This window comes from Streptomyces sp. NPDC107522, from assembly GCF_055657525.1.
Genome location: NZ_JBVKAU010000001.1, coordinates 306,316 through 329,527 on the forward strand (window position 1 = coordinate 306,316; position 23,212 = coordinate 329,527).

The window sequence follows — 23,212 nt, forward strand, 5'->3', positions numbered from 1 at the left end:
GACGCTAGAACCGGTCCCCTGACATCCTGTGTCAGTGAAGTCCAGCCGACTCGTCTCCATCCTCCTGCTGCTCCAGACCCGCGGCCGGATGACCGCCGCCCAGCTCGCCGAGCAGCTGGAGGTGTCCGTCCGCACCGTCTACCGGGACGTCGAGGCGCTGAGCGCGGCCGGTGTCCCGCTGTACGGGGACGCCGGTCACGCCGGGGGCTACCGTCTGCTGGACGGCTACCGCACCCGCCTCACCGGGCTGACCACCGACGAGGCCGAGGCCCTGTTCCTGGCCGGGGTCCCGGGACCGGCCGCCGAGCTGGGCCTCGGCTCGGTGCTCGCCGCCGCCCAGCTCAAGGTCCGCGCCGCCCTGCCCCCGGAACTACGCGCCCACGCCGACCGGGTCGGCGGTCGCTTCCACCTGGACGCCCCCGGCTGGTACGCCGAGGCCGACGAGGCGCCGCACCTCGCCGCGGTGGCCGACGCCGTCTGGAACTGCCGTGTGCTGCACATCCTGTACCGCCGCTGGCGTGCGCCCACCGACGTGGAGCGCCGCCTGGAGCCGTACGGATTGGTGCTGAAGGCGGGCCGCTGGTACGTGGTCGCCGGCCCCGGGCCCCGTACTTTCCGCGTGGACCAGATCCTCCGACTCGCCGTCGCCGACGAGGAGTTCACCCGCCCCGACGGCTTCGATCTGCCCGCGTACTGGGCGGTGTACCAGCGCGACTTCCACGACCGGTTGTACCGCGGGGAGGCGGAGGTGCGGCTGGCTCCCGGAGTGACCCTCGACCGCGCGGCCAATCACCGTACGGAGAAGGACGGTTGGACCCGCGCCACCGTCCCCATCGAGTCCGTCGACCACGCCCATGCCGAGTTCCTTCGCCTGGGCACCGGCATCGAGGTGCTCGAACCCCCTGAGCTGCGCGAGAAGATCGCCCGCACGGTGGCCGAACTGGCCGAAAGATACGGCAACTCGGCGGCACACGGCGGCGACCGATGGAGCGGAACCCGTCCGTCCTCCCGAGGAGGTACGTCACGTGCAGCACCCGCGCAAGCACCGTAGACGCCGGGCCGCCCTCGCCGCGACCGTCGCCGTCACCGCCCTGGCCGCCGCCGGCATCACCACCCTGAACGGCGCCGGCACGGCCGAGGCCGCCACCGCCCGCCAGGTCGAGAAGCTCGACCGGGGCGTGGTCAGCGTCCACACATCCGCCGGCAACCTGGTCAGCTGGCGCTGGCTCGGCACCGACCCGAACGACGTCTCCTTCAACGTCTACCGGGCCGGTACGAAGGTCAACCCGACCCCGATCACGGGCACCACGAACTACTTCCACTCCGGCGCCCCCGAACAGGCCGACTACACCGTCCGCGCGATCGTGAACGGCGTCGAACAGGGCGACTCCGTGCACGCCGTCCAGTTCCGCACCGGCTACAAGGACGTCCCGATCAGTCCACCGGCCGGCGGCACGACCCCGGACGGCGTGGCGTACACCTACGAGGCCAACGACGCCTCCGTCGGCGACCTCGACGGCGACGGCGCCCTCGACATCGTCCTGAAGTGGTATCCCACCAACGCCAAGGACAACTCCCAGTCCGGCTACACCGGCAACACGATCATCGACGGCATCAAGCTCGACGGCACCCGGCTGTGGCGCATCGACCTGGGCCGCAACATCCGCTCCGGCGCGCACTACACGCAGTTCCAGGTGTACGACTACGACGGCGACGGCAAGGCCGAGGTCGCCATGAAGACGGCCGACGGAACGGTCGACGGCACCGGGGCGGTGATCGGCAGCTCGTCCGCCGACCACCGCAATTCGAGCGGCTACATCCTGTCCGGTCCCGAGTACCTGACCATGTTCAACGGCCGGACCGGCAAGGCGATGGGGACGGTCGACCATGTCCCGGCCCGGGGCACGGTCTCGTCCTGGGGCGACTCCTACGGCAACCGCGTCGACCGCTTCCTCGCCGGAACGGCCTACCTGGACGGCGCCCGTCCCTCCCTCATCATGGCGCGCGGCTACTACACCCGTACGGTCATCGCCGCCTGGGACTGGCGCAACGGCACCTTCACCCGCCGCTGGACCTTCGACACCAACTCCTCCACCAACTCCGGCAAGGGATTCGACGGCCAGGGCTCGCACAGCCTGTCCGTCGGGGACGTCGACAACGACGGCAAGGACGAGATCGTCTACGGTGCGATGGCCGTCGACGACAACGGCAACGGCCTGTGGACGACGAAGACCGGCCACGGCGACGCCCAGCACCTGGGCGACCTGGACCCCTCGCATGCGGGCCTGGAGTACTTCAAGGTGTCCGAGTCCACCTCACAGCCGGCCGAGCTGTACATCAACCCGGCCGACGGCACGGTGAACTGGAAGCTCGCCGCCTGCTGCGACAACGGCCGCGGTGTCGCCGGGGACATCTGGGCGGGTAACGACGGCGCCGAGGTCTGGTCGGCCTCCGACTCCTCCATCCGCGACGAGGCCGGCGCCACCAAGGGCCGCGAGCCGTCCTCCGTCAACTTCCTGTCGTGGTGGGACGGCGACCCCGTCCGCGAACTCCTGGACGGCACCCACATCGACAAGTACGGCACCTCGTCCGACACCCGGCTGCTGACCGGCGCCTCGGTCCACTCCAACAACGGCACCAAGGCGACGCCGTCCCTGTCCGGCGACATCCTCGGCGACTGGCGCGAGGAGGTCATCTGGCCCACGTCGAACAACACGGCACTGCGGATCTACTCCACGCCGTACGAGACGAACACCAGGATCACGACCCTGCTGCACGACACGATGTACCGCACGGGCCTGGCCTGGCAGAACACTGCCTATAACCAGCCGCCCCACCCCAGCTTCTTCATCGGCAACGGCATGGCGACGGCGCTCCGCCCGACCGTGTACACGCCCTGAGCATCAGCGACCTTCCGTCTCCGGCCCGGCAGCCCGGATGTCATGACGGGCTGCCAGGTTGCTTCAAGGTGCCGACTTTTTTCGGTGATCCGTACAACCATGCAGGTTCTTCACAGGTCATTCACACGCGTACCACCGAACACCTGGGGAGAACATGTTCCACCACACCCGCATACGCCTCGCCGCCACCGCGGCCGCCGCCGTGGCCGCGATGGCCCTGACCGCCTGTGGCACCGGCTCGGACGACGAGATCGTCGACAAGCCGAAGGCGAAGGCCTCCGCCAAGGCCGACAGCGGCAATGAGAAGGACCCCGCCGCCGAGAAGAGCAGCGCCGCGCCCGAGGTCGCCAAGGTCGGTGACACGCTCGGCCTCAAGGGCGTGGAGGCGGGCAGCGAGCTCGACGTCACGGTCGTCAAGGTCGTCGACAACGCCAAGTCCAGCGACGAGTTCTTCGCCCCCGAGTCCGGCAACCGGTGGATCGGCGTGCAGTTCCAGCTCGTCAACACCGGCACCAAGGTCTACTCCGACGCTCCCATGAACGGGGCGAAGATCGCCGACGACCAGGGCCAGCAGTTCGGAACCACGATCGCCGACATCACGGCCGGCCCGTCGATGTCGGCGGACGTCCGGCTGAAGCCCGGCGGGAAGACGCTCGGCTGGATCGTGTTCGAGGTGCCGAAGGCGTCGAAGGCGGCCACGGTCACCTTCGGGATGGACTCGGGCTTCGCCGAGCAGATCGGGGAGTGGAAGCTGTAGGAGAGCACAGAGGGCGCGTACCGGCGACGGTACGCGCCCTCGGGCTCGCTCAACTCACGGTGCAGCTCTGGTCACCCAGCTTGAACGCGGTCGGTTTCGTGTTCGTCCCCGACCAGTTGCCCGTGAACCCGAAGCTCACGGACGAACCGGCCGCCACACTGCCGTTCCAGCCGACGTTCTTCGCGGTCACCGCCGCGCCCGACTGGGTGTGCTCGGCGTTCCACAGTTGTGTGATCCGCTGCCCGTCCGCGAAGGACCAGCCGAGCGACCAGCCGCTCCAGTCACCCGATCCGGTGTTGGACAGCTGCACGTCCGCCTGGAAACCGCCCGACCACTGGTTGGTGATCTTGTAGGTCACCGCACAGGCACCGGTCGGCGTCGGGTCGGTTCCGCCACCGCCGCCGTCCCCGCCCCCGGTGTCGGAGGTGTCGCCGTAGATGACGCCACGCCCGTTCGTCGCCACGTACACCCGCCCGTACACCCGCGGGTCACCCGTGATCGCCGCACCCGTCCAACCCCACTGGTGGGCGTCGTCGTTGATACGGGTCCAGGTCGCGCCCTTGTCCGTCGACCGGAAGATGCCGCGCACGCCGCCGATCTTCGCGCTCGTGTACAGCGTCTGGTACGTGGCTCCCGTCGCCGCCTTGCCGAAGCCGATCGTGTCGGCCTGCTCGACGTCCGAGAGCTTCGTGAAGCTCGCGCCGCCGTCCGTCGAGTGCCACAGACCGTACGCGCCGTCCGTCGCACCGCCCGCCAGCCACACGTCCCCCTTCACTCCGGGCAGCGCCTTGAAGCGGACGCTGTCACCGCTCGGCAACCCGGTCGCCGAGGACGCGGTGAAGGTCGCGCCGCCGTCCGTGCTGACGTAGAACTTCCCGGACTTGAAGCCGTAGAAGACCTTCGGGTCGACCCGGTCGGACTCGACGATCGCACCGGAGGGGATGCCACTGGAGGCCGACCAGGAGTTCCCGAAGCCGGTCGTGTACTGCACACCCGTCCCGGCAGGGCTCCACACGAACCGGCTGCCGTCCGACGCCGCCGCGACCGTACCGCCGCCGCTCACGCCCGAAGGGTCGGTCCCCGCGAACCAGTTGGCGCCGTTGTCCGTCGAGAACGCGATGTGCGGGCCCGAGTCCAGGTTGCCGACGCGGACGACCGTGGTCGGGTTCGTCTCGGCGAAGTCCAGGCTGGTGGTCGTGGTGAAGTTCGGCTGGGTGAACATCATCGACGGCACCTTGGTGAGGTCGGTGTGCCGGAAGCCGCCGATGTCGCCGAGGGCGCTCAGGAGCGGGGCGCCCGACGGGGGAGAGGCGAGGTCGTTGACCGCCGTCTCCTCCAGGCCCTGGACCATCGGTTTGATGGCGAACTTGCTGCCGCTGTCCCAGTTCGTGAGGTTCTCGGTGCCGTAGATCGTCGCGCCCGTGCCGTACATCATCCGGCCCGAGTTGAACGGGTCTATCTCCAGTGCCTCGGTCATCCAGCCCAGTTTCGGCGTCTGTTCCGGCGGCGACGGATTCGCGCCCCAGGTCAGCCAGGGCGACGCCGAGACGTCCATCGTGTAGCGGTTCTCGCGGTTGGGATACGACGTGTAGTCCCACGCCTTCGTCCAGCTTCCGCCGCTGTCCGTCGAGCGGAAGATCTGCGTGTCCGGCCACCAGGAGCTGTACGCCGTCGCCATCACCGTGCCGGGCTTCTGCCGGTCGACGGTCAGGCCGCTGAAGCCGTAGTAGGTGTCGGCCTCGGCGACCGGGCTGATGTCCGTCCAGGTTCCGGTCGCGGTCGCGTACCGCCACAGCCGGCCCTTGCCGCCGTCGTAGGGGCCGCCCTTGTCGCTGTAGGCGAGGTAGAGATAGCCGTTGACGGTGTCCAGCACACCCTTGTGCGCGAGATACCCCGTCGGCTGCCCGGCGACCCGCGACCAGGTCGCGCCCGCGTCCGTCGACCGGTACACCGCGTTGTCCTTGTCGGCGACCCCGACGTAGATCGTCTTCGTGGCGTTGCCCGACGTGCCGGTCGACTCGTCGAAGGTGACCCAGACGATCCCCTGGTTGTCGCCGGCGTACCCGCTGGTGTCGCTCGGGTCCTGCACGTAGTTGCCGACGTTGGGGAAGTTCGCCACCTGCGACCAGGTCACGCCGGAGTCCGTCGACCGCCACAACCCCTTGCCGCTGGGCGCGCCCAGATACAGCACGCTGTTCTTGTTCGGGTCGACCGCCAGCCGCTCACCCATACCGCGGCCGGGCATGTTGCCGCCCAGCTTGAACGGCAGGTCGGTCTTCTGCCAGCTGGCGCCGCGGTCGGAGGAACGCATGACGGCGCCGTTCGTCGGGTCCCAGCTGTTGGTGTACGTCCCGACCGCCGCGTACACCTTGTTCGGGTCCACGGAGTCGGAGGCGAGGCTCACCACACCCGTGTGCCCCCAGTTGTCCCAGCCGACCGAGTCCAGCAACGGCGTCCAGGTCTTCGTCGACTCCTGCCAGCGGTAGGCGCCGCCGATGTCGGTACGGGCGTAGGCGAGGTTCTTCTCCTTGCGGTTGAAGACGATGCCGGGGACGAAACCGCCGCCGTCGATGCGGGCGTTCTTCCAGGTGTAGGTGTCTGCGGCGATCGACACGTCCTTCGAGCCACTGCCGGCGGCCACTGCGGGCGGCGTGCCCGCGAGCAGCCCGGCGGCGAGCGCGAGCACCGCCGTGAGGATGCGGGTTCTTCGCACGGGGGGTCCTTTCCGGGGTGGGGGGAGACGGGACCAGAGATATGGCAAGCGCTTTCCATCACTCGCGAGAGGTGCCGGGCGACCCCAGTGCGGGAGGGGCCGCCCGGCCGGTCGGTCCCGCCGTCCGGTGACGGGACCGCGCACGCGGAACTCTTCAGGCGGTTCCGAGGAAACGCCATGACCTGCAACGCCCTGCTTTTCAGGGGCGCGGGGAACTGCGCGACCAGCCACAGCGGACCCGCAGACAAATCACGGCCTCCCCGCGGAGCGCCCGGCGGGGACTGGTTATTCGAGAAGCTCCGCGTACGAGCCCATGGCCAGGGCGATATCCGCCTGGGCCCAGAACCGGTGATACGTGAACGACGGCGCCGCACCGCCCGCGAGATACGCCTCGATCTTCGACCAGGCCGGGTCGTCCTCGTAGAACGAACGGATCGACTCGAAGGTCGACGACGAGTTGATCGCGTCGCCGTTCGGCATGGTGCCGGTCCAGCCGCTCGGGATGTAGACCGCGTCGTCGAAGCGGTTGTAGTCGGCGCGGGTCTCCGGCACGGCGATGCCCAGGCTGTCCTGGTGGTTGTTCCACATGCCGTCCAGCAGAGCCTTCGCCGTCGTCGCGGCAGCGCTGTCACCGGAGCGGTCGGCGTAGTACGTCAGGGTCTTGGCGTACGCGGCCGCCACACCGACGTCGTTGGTGTAGTCGGCGACGGTGACATGAAGTCCATTGTTCGCGCCGGGACTTGACGGGTTCCAGGTGTCGGGCTGGCCCGACCACTGGAGCGTGGACGGGATCCGGAAGGTGCCGTCCGGGTTGACGGTCGTCTCGGACAGCGACCAGTCGACCCACTTGTCCAGGACCGCCTTCGCGGCCGCGTTCCCCGTCTGCTGGTAGTACTCGGCCACCCGCTCCATCGACCACGCCTGGAAGCCGAACCACTGGTTGGACGGCGGGTCGTGATAGACGGGCTGCTGGTCGTAGTACATGCCGTAGAACGTCGACTTGCCCGTGGGCGGCGTCGCGTACCGCCCCGCCCAGCTGTTGGTCGCACCGCCCGCGATCGCGCCCTCGCTGGACTGCAGCCAGCGGTAGAACTCGATCTGCCGTTCCAGCGACTTGGCCCAGTCCGCCTGTCCCGTCGCCGACTTGGGCTTCAGGTCGGCGTAGGAGCTGAGCGCGTACGCGGCCAACGGGTTCTGGTAGCCGCCGTGCGCGTGGCTGGAGCCGATGCGCCAGGCCCAGCCCGCCGAGGTGTCGGTGGCGCCGCCCCAGGCGTAGTACCAGGAGAGCAGATAGTGCGAGGCGTCCTTGCCGGTGCCGGCCGGGCAGGACGAGGCGCCCACACAGTTGCCGACCTTCTTGAAGTACTTGTCGTACATCGCGTAGCGCAGGTAGTCGCCCATCTTCGCGGCCTTGGCCACGGTCGCGGAGATCTCGCCGCCCTTGCCCTGCGCGTCGGCCCACTTGTCCGCCCAGTACGCGGCCTGCACCGCACGCGCGTCGGCGTCCGGGGCGTTGGTGAACTTCCACTGCTTGGCGTAGGAGGCGTCACCGGTGAACAGGTCCAAGTAGCCGTTCTTGCCGCCGTACTTGAACTGGTCGCAGGTCGGCTGCGGCACCGTCTCCCACACCGACTCCTGCGCGCCGCGCTGGAAGGTGTTGATGTACGACGGCCCGGTGTCCGTGGGCCCCGCCTCGCACTTGCCCGGCGAGTTGCCGTAGCCGTAGACGTTGTCGACGTCCTGTAGCCAGTGCATGCCGTAGACGTCGTCCGTGCCATAAGCCGACTTCAGCTCACCCGCGATGGGGTCCGAGCCGACCGAGACCCCGGTGTCGAGCTTGGCCGGGTACTCGTTCGGGGTGTCCAGCTCGGGCGCGTACGTCGCCGGCTTCGAGGCGTTGTAGAAGGAGTTGGTCGGCTGGTCGGCGTGGGTCGGGATCATGTACTTCTCCATGATCTCCCAGGCCCCGTTGAACTTCGACCAGTCACCCGTGACCTTGCCGTACATCGCCTGCAGCCACAGAAGGTAACTGTAGGCCTCCGACGTCGTCTCATGGCCGTGGTCCGGCGCCTCGACGATCAGCGTCTCGACCGAGTGGTAGGGGATGCCCTCGGGCGAGAAGTAGCCGTTCGCCGGGTTGGTGATCTTGCCGTAGAGCTCCAGGAAGCGGGCGTCGTACGCCTTCGTCGCCGCGATCTGGGTCACCGTCACCGAGGCCTTCGCGTGGCCGGTGGCCGTCGACTCGAAGGTCGCCGAGCCGGTGCCGGAGCTGTCGGCGGCGATGGTCACCTTCTGGGCGGTGTTCCAGTTCGAGGGCGTGAAGGTGAGCGAGGCGCCGCCCGTCACCGACAGGCCCGAGTTGCCGCTCGTGCGGGCGGTCGTGACGGTCACGTTGGCCGACGGCTGGGTCGACAGCTTGACGTCGTACGTGGCCGTCTTGCCCTGCTGGACGGGAAGTTGGGTCGGCGAGGCCACCACGGCGGGACCCGAGGCGACCGTGATGCCGACCGGCGTGGACTCCGCCGACGCGCCCAGGCTGTCGTACGCCTTCGCGAGGAGCGAATGACTGCCCACGGTCAAACTTGAGACCGAGAGCGAGTACGGCGCCGTCGTGTCCGTGCCCAGCAGCGTGGTGTCGTCGTAGAACTCGACCTTGCTGATGGTGGCGTTGTCCGCGGCCGCGGCGGTGGCCGCGAGCGGGACGGCGTCGCCCTGCGAGTAGACGGCGCCGGCTGCCGGGCTGGTCAGCACGGTGATGGGAGGCTGGTGGGCGCCGGTGCAACTGGTGCCGTTGATTGCGAAGTTCGTCGGGGCGGCATTGGAGCCGCTGTAGCTGAACTGCGCACCGGTGCTGACGGCGGCGCCGGCGGCGATCCGCCCGTTGTAGCCGGCGTCCTTCACCGTGACCGACTGACCGGACTGGGACCAGGTGCCGTTCCAGCCGTTGCTCAGCTTCTGGTTGCCCGAGTAGCCGTACGTCAGCGTCCAGCCGTCGATGACGTCAGTGCCGCGGTTGGTGATCGTCAGATCCGCGGTGAAGCCGGAGCCCCAGTCATTGGTCTTGTAGTCGACGCTGCACTGAAGTGCGGCTGCCTGAGCGGGAGTCGAACCCGTACCCAACATCGTCAAAGGAAGCGCCAGGGCCGCGGCGACGGCCGTCCACAACCGTCGTACGGTTCTGCGTCTGCGTGGGGGATGCACGTGCTGGTTCCTCCTTGCGGCTCGGAGAAGTCAAGGCTTGAACCAGTGGGAGCGCTCCCATAGTGGGGACGGGCGTGCAAGGGGTCAAGGTGCTTGAAGAGTCGAAAAGATTCGACGAGTTCAGTTGAGCAAAAGTCAGCAACTCCTCTGTCCTTTACTGTCACTTGGCGCTAGCTTCATTGACACCAGTGGGAGCGATTCCATCAGTCGGCGCGTCCGTCACGACACGCCTGATCTGCAAGGAGTCGCTCATGCGACACCCCCCGCGTTCAGTACTTTTAGCCGTCACCGGCGCGGTCGCCCTCATCGGCGCCGGTGGTCACGGCGCAGGGAGCCACGCCCGCGTGCACGGTGGAGTACTCCGTGTCCGGTACGACGGTGACCGCGGCCAACGAGAGCTGGAACGGGGCGCTCGGCACCGGCGCGAGCGTCAGCGCCGGGTTCATCGCGTCCTGGTCGGGGAGCAACGCCGTACCGGCCGCGTTCAAGCTCAACGGCACCACCTGCACGGCATGACGCCGATGCCCAATATGCAGTACACGCCGGCGTTCCGGGCGTCGGTCGCGAGCACCTTCAAGGACGACCCGACCGTCGTCTTCGACCTGTTCAACGAGCCATACCCGGACCGTGCGGGTACGAGGTCGCCGGTATGCAGGATCTCGTGGACGCCGTCCGGGACACCGGCGCCGTCAACCTGATCCTGCTCGGCGGGCTCGCGTACTCGAACGACCTGAGCCAGTGGCTGACGTACAAGCCCACCGACCCGGCAGGCAATTCGACGACCGGGACCTGTGCTACCTCGGCTGGACCTGGAACACCTGGAACTGCTCCTGCGGTCCGGCCCTGATCTCCAGTCACGACGGAACCCCCACCTCGTACGGCATCGGGCCGCGCGATCACCTGCGTGCCCTGAACCGACAACTCACCTGAACGGACAACTCCCCCTGACGGAGAAGGAACCCGCACTCATGAGTCGTACCAGAACAGCGATGATCGCCGCCCTGGCGCTGGTCGCCGGGGCCTCGGGGACCGCGCTCGCCGCGGATCCCGACGCGGTCGGCATCGCCGCCGTCCCCTGCACCGTCGACTACAAGGTGCAGAACCAGTGGGACACCGGCTTCACCGCGGCCGTGACGGTCACCAACCAGGGCGCCGCCAAGTCGAACTGGTCGGTGAAGTGGTCGTACGCCGGAAACCAGAAGGTCACCAACGGCTGGAACGCCAAGATCAGCCAGAGCGGCGCGGCGGTCACCGCGACCAACGAGACGTACAACGGAACGCTGTCGACCGGCGGTTCGGTCAGCTTCGGCTTCCAGGCCTCCTACAGCGGCACCAACGCCATTCCCGCCACCTTCACCCTCGACGGCGTGACCTGCAACGTCGACGACGGCAGCGGCGGCCCCACGGATCCGCCGGACCCCGGCCCGACCGGTCCGAAGGTCGACAACCCGTACTCCGGCGCCAAGGTGTACGTGAACCCGGAGTGGTCCGCGAAGGCCGCCGCCGAGCCGGGCGGCAGCCGGATCGCCAACCAGCCGACCGGCGTCTGGCTGGACCGGATCGCCGCGATCAACGGCGTGAACGGCGGCATGGGGCTGCGCGCCCACCTCGACGAGGCCCTTAAGCAGAAGGGCTCCGGTGAGCTGGTCGTCCAGCTGGTCATCTACAACCTGCCGGGCCGTGACTGCGCCGCCCTCGCCTCCAACGGCGAGCTCGGCCCGACGGAGATCGACAAGTACAAGACGCAGTACATCGACCCGATCGCCGCGATCCTCGCCGACCCGAAGTACGCCTCGCTGCGGATCGTCACCACGATCGAGATCGACTCGCTGCCGAACCTGGTCACCAACACCGGCAGCCGTCCGACGGCCACTCCGCAGTGCGACACGATGCTCGCCAACGGCAACTACGTGAAGGGCGTCGGCTACGCCCTCAACAAGCTGGGTGACGTGGCGAACGTCTACAACTACATCGACGCCGGGCACCACGGCTGGATCGGCTGGGACGACAACTTCGCCGCCAGCGCCAACGTGATGAAGCAGGCGGCCACCGCCGAGGGCGCCACCGTGAACGACGTGCACGGGTTCATCGCCAACACGGCCAACTACAGCGCCCTGAAGGAGAACAACTTCACCATCAACGACTCCGTCGGCGGCAAGTCGGTCCGCGAGTCCAAGTGGGTCGACTGGAACCGGTACGTCGACGAGCTGTCCTTCGCGCAGGCCTTCCGCCAGCAGTTGGTCACGAGCGGCTTCAACTCCGGCATCGGCATGCTGATCGACACGTCCAGGAACGGCTGGGGCGGTTCCGCCCGGCCCGCCGGTCCCGGCCCGATGACCGACGTCGACGCATACGTCAACGGCGGCCGGTACGACCGCCGTATCCACGTCGGCAACTGGTGCAACCAGTCCGGCGCCGGGCTCGGCGAGCGCCCGCAGGCCAATCCGGCGGCCGGGATCGACGCGTACGTCTGGATGAAGCCGCCGGGGGAGTCCGACGGCTCCAGCACGGCGATCCCGAACGACGAGGGCAAGGGGTTCGACCGGATGTGCGACCCGACGTACACCGGTAATCCGCGCAACGGGAACAACATGTCCGGTGCGCTGCCGAACGCTCCGCTGTCGGGGCACTGGTTCTCGGCGCAGTTCCAGCAGCTGATGCAGAACGCGTATCCGCCGTTGTCCTAGGGCGATGACGGCGACTGCGGGCTGTATGTGGCTGGTCGCGCCCGCGCGGCGGAGCCGCATATAGACACCGCCCCGCGCCCCTGAGGGCGTGACGGGCCGCCGGGGTCGGTCAGTTCTCTCTGGCCAGGCCCCGGCGGATCGCGAACTCCACCGGCGAGTAGTCGCCGTCCGCCCGCTCCAGTTCGTGGGGCACCGCCGTGAGCAGGGGTGGCTGGGCCATGAAGCGGGGGCGGGTGCCGTGGTGGGGCTGGGCGGCGTGGACCAGGAAGGGGTGGCAGAGGTAGACGTCGCCGGGGCGGCCGGTGGCGTGGGCGAGGGGGCGGTGCGCGGAGGCCTCGGCGACCTTCGGGCCGAGCTCCAGGAAGGAGGCGCCGGCCTCGCCGTACGGCGCCAGGACCGGCGGTACGTCGAGATGCGAGCCGACCCGGATGCGGGTCGGGGCGTCGTCCTCCGTGACCTCGCTGAACAGGAACAGCATGAGCAGCGCACGATCCTTCGAGCGCACGTTCGTATGGGGGTGTTCGGAGCCTTCGGGCAGATAGCTGCCCTCGATGTGCCAGCCCGCGTCGTCCGGTTCCTCCTCGTGCGGGAACCGCAGCGGGAAGCTGCCCAGCGAGTAGCGCGACTGCCAGCGGCTCTCACCCGCCAGCACATCGAAGGCCTCGTGCAGGACAGGGGTGTTGACGGCGGCCGCGAACGGCCCCTGCGCCATGTCGTACACCCAGTACACCGGGTCCTTCCAGGTGCCCGGGTCCTCCGGGTCGTACCCCGTCTCCCGCCACAGCAGCCGCGCGCAGTGCTCGGCGACGCGCGGCGGAAAGGCGCCCTCGATCTTCACGAACCCGTCCTCGAGGAAGCGCTCCACCATCTCGTCGTCCATCGGGCCATCGTGCGCGACCGGCCCCGCGGAGCGCATCCCATTTCTTTGCCGCCGTTTTGCCGTTACGGCAACGACAGTGGCCCCGCGCCGGTGCGTCGGCGCACGCTGGCCCCATCCGAAGGAGAGGCTGACGAGCATGGCGCACCACCACCACGGAGACCACCACGCCGGTCACCATGCCGGCCACCACCACGACCACACCGACATCGACTGGGCCGAGATGGCCCCGCTGCTGGAGGCGCAGGCGGAGCTGTTCACGCCCCTGTACGAGCACGCCCTGGCCTGGCTGGCCAAACGGCAGACCGAGCCGGGGCTGATCGTCGACGCGGGCAGCGGTCCCGGCGTCTTCGCCTGTCTGCTGGCGGACACCTTCCCGGGCGCCCGGATCGTCGCCGTCGACGGCTCCGAGCCGCTGCTCGAGCGCGCCCGGGCGCGGGCCGAGCGGCTGGGCGTCGCGGACCGCTTCAGCACCCTTGCCGGTGAACTCCCGGACGTCCTCGACGACTTGGACTACCCCGCCGATCTGCTGTGGGCGAGCCGCAGCCTGCACCACCTCGGCGACCAGCGCAGCGCCCTCGCCGCCTTCGCCGCCCGCCTCACGCCCGGCGGCACGCTCGCGCTGCAGGAGGGCGGCCTCCCGGCCCGGTTCCTGCCGCGCGACCTCGGCTTCGGGCGGCCCGGGCTCCAGGCCCGTCTCGACGCCCTGGAGGAGGAGTGGTTCGCCGCGATGCGGGCGGACCTGCCCGGCTCCGTCGCCGAGACCGAGGACTGGCCCGCGCTGCTCACCGCGGCGGGCCTCCGGCCGAGCGGCACCCGTACCTTCCTGCTGGATCTGCCGGCCCCGACCACGGACCGGGCCCGCGCCTACGTCGTCGCCTCGCTGACCCGCACCCGCGAGGGCCTCGGCGAGCACCTCGACGCCGACGACCGCGCGACCCTCGACCGCCTCCTCGACCCGGACGACAAGGCGAGCGTGCACCACCGGCCGGACGTGTTCGTCCTGGCGGCGCAGACGGTGCACACGGCGGTGCGGACGAAATGACGCCGCTCAGCATCCTGCTCGGGTCGCACATGGTGGCCCCTCGATCGTGGGCATGCGGGCGCGGATGACCGGTCCGGGGGCCTACCGTGTCACCTGCGGCCCTTGACTTCGAGAGCTCTTCAAGTGATGGACTCCCCGTCGTCCGAACGAAACGCAGGGGGGATCATCATGACCGGCTCATCCGTGACCGACTCTCCGGTCGCGCTCATCACCGGCGGCGGCAGCGGCATCGGCGCGGCGGTCGCGCGGCAGTTGCTGGACGCCGGGTACCGGGTCACCGTCACCGGCCGGGGGGAAGCGAGGCTGCGGGGCTTCGCGGAGGAACTCGGCGACCCGGACCGTCTGTTGACGGTCGTCGGGAACGCGGCCGAGTACGGCGACGTCCAGGCGGCCGTCGACACGACGCTCAAGGCCTTCGGCCGACTGGACACAGTCGTCGCCAACGCGGGTTTCGCCACCCACGACACGGTCGCCGAGGGTGACCCGTCCGGCTGGACCGAGATGGTGCTGACCAACGTCCTCGGCCCGGCCCTGCTGATCCGCGCCTCGATCGACGCCCTCAAGGAGAGCCGCGGCCGGATCGTCCTGGTCGGCAGTGTCGCCGGCTTCGTGCCGGGGCCGGGGAACATCTACGGGGCGACGAAGTGGGCGGTGACGGGGCTCGCCGAGAACACCCGGCGCCAGGTCACCGACTGGGGCGTCGGCGTGACCCACATCGCGCCGGGCAGGACGGAGACACCGTTCTGGGACAGCTACGGCAGCCTGCCGCCGGGGCATCTGCTCACCGCCGACCAGATCGCCGACTCGGTCGTGTGGGCCGTCCGGCAGCCCCAGGGCGTCGACATCAACACCGTCGTCGTACGGCCGATCGGACAGCCCAACTGACGTACAGCTGCGCTCGGTTGCCTCGGACCTAATTGTTCCGGACGAACTCCTTCGCCAGCCGCTCGCCCAGCGAGACCGCCGCGCTGTGGCTCTCGATGGGCGAGACCCGCGAGTTCCTGAAGAGGATGTACGTCACCCCGGAATCGGTTCCACCGGTCGCCGGGTCGGGGTCGATGCCGAGCCTCTCGGCGGCGGAGTAGGAGGCCTCGCCGATGATCCGCTGGGGGCCGGTGTCGCCGACGACGGCGTACAGGACCTGGTTGTTGTGGATGACGGCGACCACGCCGCCGCCCTTGATGCCCGCCGCGGAGTAGTCCCACGTCCCGCTGATGCTGGGGACGACGACGTACGGCAGCCTGTCGGACCGCAGCGGCCGGCCGTCGGACTGGTGGAACGCCGTGTCGGGCTGGAACCAGGGGTCGGTGTTCTCGTTGCACTTGTCGGTGCGCTGGCCGTCGCAGTCGATGTCCATGTCGGCCTTCCAGAAGACGGCACCGTTCTTGCCGCACACCGGGATGGTGGCCGAGGTCTCCTCGTCGGTGCGGTACTTGCCGTTCGAGATCTGCGAGCACGACGTCACCTTCGCGAGCAGCTCGGCCGCGCTGACCGAGCCTTCCTGCGCGGACGTCGGTCGAGGGGCGCCGGAGGCGCTCGTGGGGAGCAGCCCGGCGGCGAGCAGTGCGGCGCCGGAGGCCGCGGCGAGGGTCAGTGTTCGGATGCGCACTGTGGGGGAACCCTTCTATTAGGAAAGTTTCCTATCGGGTGCCGTAAAAGGTGGCGCCTTTGCATGCACCCGTCAAGCCCCTGTGCGTGACCTCGGGGAATCCGTGCTGATTGCGGGGCCATGGCCCCGGTAGAAGACTGGACCTGCCGAAGATTTCGGATATTTGCTCGGCTCCTGGGAGGTGTCATGTTCGTACGCGCCGTTTACGCGACCGGCGATCCCACGAAGATCGACACGGCCATCAGGGCAATGAACACAGAGGGGCGGGACCTGCTGGAGGACCGTCCGGGCTACCGCGGGGCGAGTGTCTTCGTGGACCGGACGCTCGGGAAACTGCTCGCGGCGAGCTGGTGGGAGACGGAGGAGGCCCGGCGCAACAGCGACGAGGTGCTGCGGGAGCGGCGGGCGGCGATGCTGGAGCCGTTCGCGGGCACACTGGCGGTCGACAACTACGAGGCGTTGGCCTTCCATCAGGCCGAGCACCCACGGGCGGGAGGCGGACTGCGGCTGACCAGGCTGGAGTTCGACCCCATGGACGCGGACCTGCTCGCCGACACGTTCCGGGGGACGGTGATTCCCAAGCTGGAGACGTTCTCGGGACTGGCCAGGGCGGTGCTTCTGGTCGACCGGGAGCGGGGGCGTGGGATGGTCGGAGTCACGTTCGTCGACCAGGCCTCCCTGGCGGCATCCCGGGCGGGTCAGGCCGCGGCCCGGCATGAAGGCGCGGCCAAGGCGCATGTGACCGTGACCGGGCTGGAGGAGTTCGAGGTCGTCTTCAGCGACGTGCGCGGCGACTGAGCCGCCCGTACGCGTCCGCCCGCCGCTCACGCAGGCGAGCGGCGGGCGGGACGGTCGTACCCGTCGCGGGTGTCAGGCCATGTTGAACGCGGCCGGGTCCGGACCCAGGCGCCGGTCCTCGTTCAGCGCGCTGATCGCCGCCAGGTCCTCGGTGTCCAGGCTGAAGTCGAACACCTCGATGTTCTCCTTGATCCGCGACGGCGTCACGGACTTCGGGATCACCACGTTGCCCAGCTGGAGGTGCCAGCGCAGCACGATCTGGGCCGGGGTGCGGCCGTGCTTCTGGGCGATGGCGACGATCGCCGGGACCTCCAGGAGGCCCTTGCCGGAGCCGAGCGGCGACCAGGCCTCGGTGGCGATGCCCTGCTCCGCGTGGTATTCGCGGGTCGCGTGCTGCTGCAGGTGCGGGTGCAGCTCGATCTGGTTGACCGCCGGGATGACCGACGTCTCGGCGATGAGCCGCTCCAGGTGCTCCGTAAGGAAGTTGGAGACACCGATCGCCTTGACCCGGCCGTCGGCGTGCAGCTTCTCGAACGCCTTGTACGTGTCGACGTACAGGTCGCGGGGCGGGGTGGGCCAGTGGATCAGGTACAGGTCCACGTAGTCCAGGCCGAGCTTCTCCAGCGAGGCGTCGAAGGCGCGCAGCGTGGAGTCGTACCCCTGCTCGCTGTTCCAGAGCTTGGTGGTGACGAAGATGTCCTCACGGGGGAGGCCGGAGGCGGCGATGGCCTTGCCGGTGCCCTCTTCATTGCCGTAGATCGCCGCTGTGTCGATGCTGCGGTACCCGGCCTCCAGCGCGGTGCCGACCGCCTGCTCCGCCTCGTCGTCCGGCACCTGCCAGACGCCGAAGCCCAGCTGGGGCATCTCGACGCCGTTGTTGAGGATGATCGGGGGGACCTTGCTGCTCACGAGCTCTTGATCCTTACGGTTGTCGTCAGGTGGTACTCCCCATCGTCAACGATCACGGGCCGCGATGCATTCCTGACCGGAGAATCCGCCGGAACGGAATCGGCCGCAGGACCGGACGGGCGGCCTCAGGCCCGGTACAGCGCCTCGACCTCGCCCGCGTACGCGTTCTCGATCGCCTTGCGCTTCAACTTCAGTGACGGCGTGAGCAGTCCGTGCTCCTCGGTGAACGGCTGGGCGAGGATACGGAACGTACGGATCGACTCGGCCTGGGACACAAGGGTGTTGGCGGCGACGACCGCGCGCCGCACCTCGGTCTCCAGGTCGGGGTCGCGCACCAGCTCGGCCGGGGTCATCTGCGGTTTGTCGCGCATCATCAGCCAGTGCTCGACGGCCTCCTGATCGAGCGTGACCAGGGCCGCGATGTACGGACGGTCGTTGCCGACGACGATGCACTGGGCGACCAGCGGGTGGTCGCGGACGCGCTCCTCCAGCAGGCCCGGCGAGACACTCTTGCCGCCCGATGTGACCAGGATCTCCTTCTTGCGGCCGGTGATGGTGAGGTAGCCGTCCTCGTCGAGGGAGCCCAGGTCGCCGGTGGCGAGCCAGCCGTCGTGCAGGGCCTCGTCGGTGGCCTTCTGGTTGTTGAGGTAGCCCTGGAAGACGTTGGCGCCGTGCAGCCAGATCTCGCCGTCGTCCGCGATGTGCACGGTCATGCCCGGGATGGGCTGGCCGACGGTGCCGTAGCGGGTGCGATAGGGCGGGTTGGCGGTCGCGGCCGCCGTGGTCTCGGTGAGGCCGTATCCCTCGTACACATGGACGCCGGCGCCCGCGAAGAACAGACCGAGGCGCCGGTCCATCGCCGAACCGCCGGTCATCGCCTGTTTGATACGGCCGCCCATCGCGGCCCGCATCTTGGAGTACACGAGCTTGTCGAAGAGCTGGTGCTGCATGCGCAGGCCGGCCGACGGGCCGGGGCCGATGCCCCACGCCTTGGCCTCCATGGCGTCGGCGTACTTCACGGCGACCTCGACGGCCTTCTCGAACGCGCCGGCCCGCCCCTCCTTCTCGGCCTTGCGGCGGGCGGCGTTGAAGACCTTCTCGAAGATGTACGGCACGGCGAGGAAGAACGTCGGCTTGAACGCGGCGAGGTCCGGCAGCAGGGCGGCCGCGTTCATCTGCGGCTGGTGGCCGAAGCGGACCTTGCCGCGGATCGCGGCGACCTGCACCATCCGCCCGAAGACGTGCGCGAGCGGCAGGAACAGCAGGGTCGCCGCCTCGTCGCCCTTCTTGGAGTGGAACACCGGCTCCCAGCGCTGGATGACGGTGTCCGCCTCGTACATGAAGTTGCCGTGCGAGATGACACAGCCCTTGGGGCGCCCCGTCGTCCCCGACGTGTAGATGATCGTCGCCACCGAGTCCGGGGTGACCGCCTGCCGGTGCCTGTGCACCACCTCGTCGTCGAGGTGGGCGCCGGCGTCGTACAGCTCCTGCACGGCGCCCGCGTCCAGCTGCCACAGCTGGTGCAGCCGCGGCAGCCGGTCGATGACGGTGGCGATCGTCATCGCGTGGTCCTCGTGCTCCACGATCGCCGCCGAGCACTCGGCGTCGTACAGCGTCCAGAAGCACTGCTCGGCCGAGGAGGTCGGGTAGATCGGGACGACCTGGGCGCCGATGGTCCACAGCGCGTAGTCGAAGAGCGTCCACTCGTACCGGGTGCGGGACATGATCGCGACCCGGTCGCCGAACCGGATGCCCCGGGCGAGCAGGCCCTTGGCCAGGGCGAGTACCTCGTCACGGAACTCGGCGGCGGTGACATCCCGCCACTGCCCGCTCTCGTCCTTGCGGCCGAGGGCGACATACAGCGGGTCCTCCTGGGCATGCTCGAAAACGACGTCGGCCAGGCCGCCCACGGGCGGTGCCAACGCCAACGGAGGGTTGGTGAACTCGCGCAAACCCCGCTCCCCGCTCCGATTGCCTCGCTGACGCTCCGCTCAGCGCCGTGAAAGCTACCCCACCCGCCGGTGAGGCGGGAGGGGGCCGGAAAACGACGGGTGCTCAGGTATGCACTGGTCAGCGCCGGAAAATGCGCTCACATGGGGAAGGGTCGGACAGAAAACTGACGGTTGAGTAAGTTTCGGACCCGTAATCTCCACCGAATCTGTACGACCCGATTACGCGCCGCGGACCCTGTCGATCATGTCATCCTCGGCGTGCCATCGTCTCTTCTGTCAGCGTCCGCGTGACCGAATCCGTCACTCCGGTCGGCCCCGCGGACGGCTTCCCGACGAGGGTGAGCAGCGCCCCTGCGGGGCGCGGGGCTGTGACACATGCGGCTCCGCCGCGTGGGCGCGAGCAGCCACAAGAAGCCCCCAGACGCCCGACGGCCTTCCGTGGCACCCCGCGAGGCGCCCTCGGCACTACCCGCGGAGCGCCTGGCGCCGGTGCAGTCGGTCGCCCCCTGCCAGAATCGCCCCCGCCAACGCGTCCGCCGCCCCCTGCGCGGCCGTATGGCGCCGCCCGTGCACCAGCACGAAGTCGACCCGCCCGAGTTCCGGCAGCCCGAACCGCTCGGGCACCCGCGCCAGCCCCGGTGGAATGAGCCCCCGCGAGTGCGCCATCACCCCCAGCCCTGCCCGCGCCGCCGCGATCAGCCCGTTGAGACTGCCGCTCGTGCACACGATCCGCCACTCACGCCCCTGCCGCTCCAGTGCCTCCAGTGCAAGCGCCCGCGTGATCCCCGGCGGCGGATACACGATCAACGGCACCGGACGGTCCGCCTCCAGGCGGAGCCTCTCCGCGCCGATCCACACCAGCCGGTCGTGCCACACCAGCTCGCCCCGCGGGTCCTCGGGTCGCCGCTTGGCCAGCACCAGGTCGAGCTTTCCGGCGGCCAGCTGCTCGTGCAGGGTCCCCGAGAGCTCGACCGTCAGCTCCAGGTCGACCTCGGGGTGGTCGTAGCGGAAGCCCTCCAGGATCTCCGGCAGCCGGGTCAGGACGAAGTCCTCGGACGCGCCGAAGCGGAGCCGGCCGCGCAGGCGGGTGCCCGTGAAGAACGCCGTAGCCTGCTCGTGCACCTCCAGGATCCGGCGGGCGAAGCCGAGCATCGCCTCGCCGTCCTCGGTCAGCTCCACGGAGTGGGTGTCCCGGCTGAACAGCGGCCGCCCGGTGGCGTCCTCCAGACGCCGCACGTGCTGGCTGACGGTCGACTGGCGCAGGCCGAGACGCCGCGCGGCCTGCGTGAAGCTCAGCGTCTGGGCCACCGCCAGGAACGTACGCAGATGGGAAGGGTCGTACACGCCGCCAGCCTAGTCCCGTTATCGCGAAACGTGATGACAGTCAGAGTGGTATGCCGGATTCCCGATCGCTGGTCGCCGGAGGACGATGGAGAGGGCACGTCCGTGCCGGTAACCCGACGTTCAGCGAAGCGACAGCCGAGTACGACAGCGAAGTAGTGGAGCACAGTGAAACGCCTGCAATGGCCCCGTTGGATGCCGATCGACCCGTACATCCTGCTGCTGCTCGGGACCGTGGGCCTCGCCGCCCTCTTCCCGGCCCGCGGGACGGCCTCCGACGTGGCCTCCGGTGCCTCCACGGCCGCGATCGCCTTCCTGTTCTTCCTCTACGGCGCCCGGCTGTCCACCCGTGAGGCGGTGGACGGGCTGAAGCACTGGCGGCTCCACGTCACGGTCCTGGCCTGCACCTTCCTCGTCTTCCCGCTGCTCGGCCTGGCCGCCCGCGGCCTGGTCCCGGTGCTCCTGACGCACCCCCTCTACCAGGGCCTGCTCTTCCTCACCCTCGTCCCGTCGACCATCCAGTCGTCGATCGCCTTCACCTCGATGGCCCGCGGCAACGTGCCCGCCGCGATCTGCGCGGGCTCCTTCTCCTCGCTCGTCGGCATCGTCGTCACCCCGCTGCTCGCCGCCTCCCTGCTGGGCGGCAGCGGGGGCGGCTTCTCCGCCGACTCGGTGCTGAAGATCGTGCTGCAGTTGCTGGTGCCGTTCCTTGCCGGGCAGATGCTGCGCCGCTGGATCGGCGCCTTCGTCGCCCGGCACAAGAAGGTCCTCGGGCTCGTGGACCGCGGTTCGATCCTGCTGGTCGTCTACACCGCGTTCAGCGAGGGCATGGTCCAGGGCATCTGGCACCAGGTGAGCCCGGCCCGCCTGGCCGGGCTGCTCGCCGTGGAGGCCGTGCTGCTGGCCGTGATGCTCGCCCTGACCTGGTACGGCGCCAAGGCGCTGCGCTTCGGCCGCGAGGACCGCATCGCGATCCAGTTCGCCGGGTCGAAGAAGTCCCTGGCCTCCGGCCTGCCCATGGCGAGCGTCCTGTTCGGCGCGCACGCCTCGCTGGCCGTGCTGCCGCTGATGCTCTTCCACCAGATGCAGCTGATGGTGTGCGCGGTCATCGCCAAGCGCCGCTCCCACGACGCCGAGGCCCGCGACGCCGAAGGAGGCGCCTCGGAGCCGGTCACTTCGCCGGCGTCAGCCGCAGCGTCACGAACCGCGGTCGGTACAGGGACACGTTCCTGTTGAGCTGCGTCGCGGCGCCGGCCGTCTCCAGCCAGTTGACGTCGTAGCTCAGGACTAGGCGTCCGCCGTCGCTCAGCTCGGGGTGGGTCTGCGGGTTGTAGGCGGCGACCTGCCCGCCCTGCGGCAGCGACGGGCTGAAGTCCTTCGTCGGCCCGTGCCAGGGACCGGTGGGGGAGCAGGCCCAGTACGACGTCACGGTCGTCAGCCCCTCGGTCCCCGCGGCCATCGTGAACAGCACGTACGTCCCCCGCACCCGGGCCACCGAGAACGCGCTGCCCACCCCGGTGCGCTGTCCGTCTCCCAGCACCGCACGCGGCCGGGAACCCGCCCGGGCCCACGCGGAGCCGTTCCAGTACTGCCAGGCGCCCGGCTCGGCGAGCCTGCCTCGCGGCACCCGCGCGACATACGCCTGTGAGGCCGGCCGGGACGCGGCCTGCCGGTCGTCGCCTCCGAAGACGTACGTCCAGCCGCCCTCCTCGACCAGCGTCGTGCCGAACAGGACCCGCCGGGAGGGATCGGGCACCAGCTGCTGGTCGAGGACCTTCACCACCGACTCGACCCGCAGCTCGGGCAGCGAGAGCGTGGCGACCTCGGTGGCGGTGGGCACGCCGTAGATCCAGGGGGACTGCCCGGCCGTGCGCACCCACAGCAGCACCCGGACGACCTGCTCGGACGAGCCGGGGGAGCGGGGCTCGACGCGGGCCGCGACCGGCCAGCGCCACTGGCCCGGGGCGGGGTCGGGAAAGAGCGGGGCGGGCAGGGTGCTCTCCAGGCGTCCGTCGCGCATGACGACCGCCGAGTTGCGCACGAGGGGAGCGGTCGCCTCCCGCCAGGTGTAGGACTCGCCGTAAGGGTTGGGCGGGGCGTGCACCCGGCCCAGGTAGGTGTCCGAGAACAGCCACAGGAGCCGGCCGTCGGGCAGCCGCACCGAGTGGGTGCCGTCGCCGCCGGTCCAGTCGTCGCTGCGGGCGGGGTCGTCGCCGTAGCGGGCGAACTCGGCCGTGAGACCGGCGTCGGCCGACCAGGACGCGACCCTCTGCGGTGCACACGCGTCACCGCCCTCCCGTTCGCCGTCGTCCGGGAGGGCGGTGAGCAGCACGGCCGCGAGCACCAGGGCCAGCAGGAGTCCCAGGCCGGTTCCGGTGCGCTGCCGTGCTCGTGCGTCGTCGGGCACGCCAGGGACGTTAGTG

The 23,212-nt window shown here is 69.6% G+C and carries 16 protein-coding genes and 1 pseudogene; 9 read left to right on the top strand and 8 right to left on the bottom strand.

Annotation, left to right across the window (positions count from 1 at the left end; all coding sequences use genetic code 11):
• The first annotated feature begins 34 nt into the window (after positions 1 to 34).
• The 3 genes from ACZ7L6_RS01385 (at position 35) to ACZ7L6_RS01395 (ending at position 3,657) form a co-directional block, all read left to right on the top strand.
• The gene (locus ACZ7L6_RS01385) at positions 35 to 1,051 is read left to right on the top strand and encodes a helix-turn-helix transcriptional regulator (protein ID WP_471919886.1); all 1,017 of its coding nucleotides are present in this window, start codon (positions 35 to 37) and stop codon (positions 1,049 to 1,051) included.
• Positions 1,026 to 2,900, top strand: a complete 1,875-nt coding sequence (locus ACZ7L6_RS01390; protein ID WP_471919887.1) for a rhamnogalacturonan lyase — start codon at positions 1,026 to 1,028, stop codon at positions 2,898 to 2,900. The genes ACZ7L6_RS01385 and ACZ7L6_RS01390 overlap by 26 nt, the downstream gene beginning before the upstream one ends.
• 154 nt (positions 2,901 to 3,054) lie before the next feature.
• Positions 3,055 to 3,657 (top strand): DUF4352 domain-containing protein, encoded by a 603-nt coding sequence (locus ACZ7L6_RS01395; RefSeq protein ID WP_471919888.1) that lies wholly within the window; start codon positions 3,055 to 3,057, stop codon positions 3,655 to 3,657.
• Positions 3,658 to 3,706: 49 nt separating this feature from the next.
• Here ACZ7L6_RS01395 and ACZ7L6_RS01400 read toward each other — a convergent pair whose 3' ends face one another.
• Positions 3,707 to 6,370: a cellulose binding domain-containing protein gene (locus tag ACZ7L6_RS01400; protein ID WP_471919889.1), complete on the bottom strand. Its 2,664-nt coding sequence runs from the start codon at positions 6,368 to 6,370 to the stop codon at positions 3,707 to 3,709.
• Between the two features lie 285 nt (positions 6,371 to 6,655).
• Positions 6,656 to 9,571, bottom strand: coding sequence for a glycoside hydrolase family 48 protein (locus ACZ7L6_RS01405; RefSeq protein ID WP_471919890.1), 2,916 nt, complete (start codon positions 9,569 to 9,571; stop codon positions 6,656 to 6,658).
• A gap of 251 nt (positions 9,572 to 9,822) precedes the next feature.
• Between ACZ7L6_RS01405 and ACZ7L6_RS01410 the strand changes: the two are divergent.
• Together ACZ7L6_RS01410 and ACZ7L6_RS01415 are read left to right on the top strand one after the other, a co-directional pair.
• A pseudogene (locus ACZ7L6_RS01410) lies at positions 9,823 to 10,501 on the top strand (cellulase family glycosylhydrolase).
• Positions 10,502 to 10,539: 38 nt separating this feature from the next.
• Complete coding sequence (locus ACZ7L6_RS01415; RefSeq protein WP_471919891.1) at positions 10,540 to 12,258, top strand: glycoside hydrolase family 6 protein; 1,719 nt, start codon at positions 10,540 to 10,542, stop codon at positions 12,256 to 12,258.
• Between the two features lie 109 nt (positions 12,259 to 12,367).
• Here ACZ7L6_RS01415 and ACZ7L6_RS01420 read toward each other — a convergent pair whose 3' ends face one another.
• On the bottom strand, positions 12,368 to 13,138 hold the full coding sequence (locus ACZ7L6_RS01420) for a phytanoyl-CoA dioxygenase family protein (RefSeq protein ID WP_471919892.1): 771 nt from the start codon (positions 13,136 to 13,138) through the stop codon (positions 12,368 to 12,370).
• Between the two features lie 136 nt (positions 13,139 to 13,274).
• Between ACZ7L6_RS01420 and ACZ7L6_RS01425 the strand changes: the two genes are divergently transcribed.
• Both ACZ7L6_RS01425 and ACZ7L6_RS01430 read left to right on the top strand, forming a co-directional pair.
• Positions 13,275 to 14,180 (top strand): class I SAM-dependent methyltransferase, encoded by a 906-nt coding sequence (locus ACZ7L6_RS01425; protein ID WP_471919893.1) that lies wholly within the window; start codon positions 13,275 to 13,277, stop codon positions 14,178 to 14,180.
• Positions 14,181 to 14,363: 183 nt separating this feature from the next.
• Positions 14,364 to 15,065, top strand: coding sequence for an SDR family oxidoreductase (locus tag ACZ7L6_RS01430; RefSeq protein ID WP_471920581.1), 702 nt, complete (start codon positions 14,364 to 14,366; stop codon positions 15,063 to 15,065).
• A 28-nt stretch (positions 15,066 to 15,093) separates the two neighbouring features.
• Here the strand turns inward: ACZ7L6_RS01430 and ACZ7L6_RS01435 are convergent, their stop codons facing one another.
• Complete coding sequence (locus ACZ7L6_RS01435) at positions 15,094 to 15,789, bottom strand: glycoside hydrolase family 75 protein (RefSeq protein WP_471919894.1); 696 nt, start codon at positions 15,787 to 15,789, stop codon at positions 15,094 to 15,096.
• A gap of 186 nt (positions 15,790 to 15,975) precedes the next feature.
• Between ACZ7L6_RS01435 and ACZ7L6_RS01440 the strand changes: the two genes are divergently transcribed.
• Positions 15,976 to 16,587: a hypothetical protein gene (locus tag ACZ7L6_RS01440; RefSeq protein ID WP_471919895.1), complete on the top strand. Its 612-nt coding sequence runs from the start codon at positions 15,976 to 15,978 to the stop codon at positions 16,585 to 16,587.
• 72 nt (positions 16,588 to 16,659) lie between these two features.
• Here ACZ7L6_RS01440 and ACZ7L6_RS01445 read toward each other — a convergent pair whose 3' ends face one another.
• From ACZ7L6_RS01445 to ACZ7L6_RS01455, 3 genes are all read right to left on the bottom strand, one after another.
• The gene (locus tag ACZ7L6_RS01445; protein ID WP_471919896.1) at positions 16,660 to 17,496 is read right to left on the bottom strand and encodes an aldo/keto reductase; all 837 of its coding nucleotides are present in this window, start codon (positions 17,494 to 17,496) and stop codon (positions 16,660 to 16,662) included.
• 125 nt (positions 17,497 to 17,621) lie between these two features.
• A complete protein-coding gene (locus tag ACZ7L6_RS01450; protein ID WP_471919897.1) occupies positions 17,622 to 19,448 on the bottom strand; it encodes an AMP-dependent synthetase/ligase in 1,827 nt (608 codons plus the stop codon).
• A gap of 465 nt (positions 19,449 to 19,913) precedes the next feature.
• Positions 19,914 to 20,792 carry a LysR substrate-binding domain-containing protein gene (locus tag ACZ7L6_RS01455; RefSeq protein WP_471919898.1) on the bottom strand — a complete coding sequence of 293 codons (879 nt, stop codon included), beginning with the start codon at positions 20,790 to 20,792 and terminating at the stop codon, positions 19,914 to 19,916.
• Between the two features lie 192 nt (positions 20,793 to 20,984).
• Between ACZ7L6_RS01455 and ACZ7L6_RS01460 the strand changes: the two genes are divergently transcribed.
• Positions 20,985 to 22,025 (top strand): bile acid:sodium symporter family protein, encoded by a 1,041-nt coding sequence (locus ACZ7L6_RS01460; protein ID WP_471919899.1) that lies wholly within the window; start codon positions 20,985 to 20,987, stop codon positions 22,023 to 22,025.
• Here ACZ7L6_RS01460 and ACZ7L6_RS01465 read toward each other — a convergent pair.
• Positions 21,961 to 23,196, bottom strand: coding sequence for a DUF4185 domain-containing protein (locus ACZ7L6_RS01465; protein ID WP_471919900.1), 1,236 nt, complete (start codon positions 23,194 to 23,196; stop codon positions 21,961 to 21,963). The two genes, ACZ7L6_RS01460 and ACZ7L6_RS01465, sit on opposite strands and share 65 nt — an antisense overlap.
• Positions 23,197 to 23,212 lie beyond the last annotated feature (16 nt).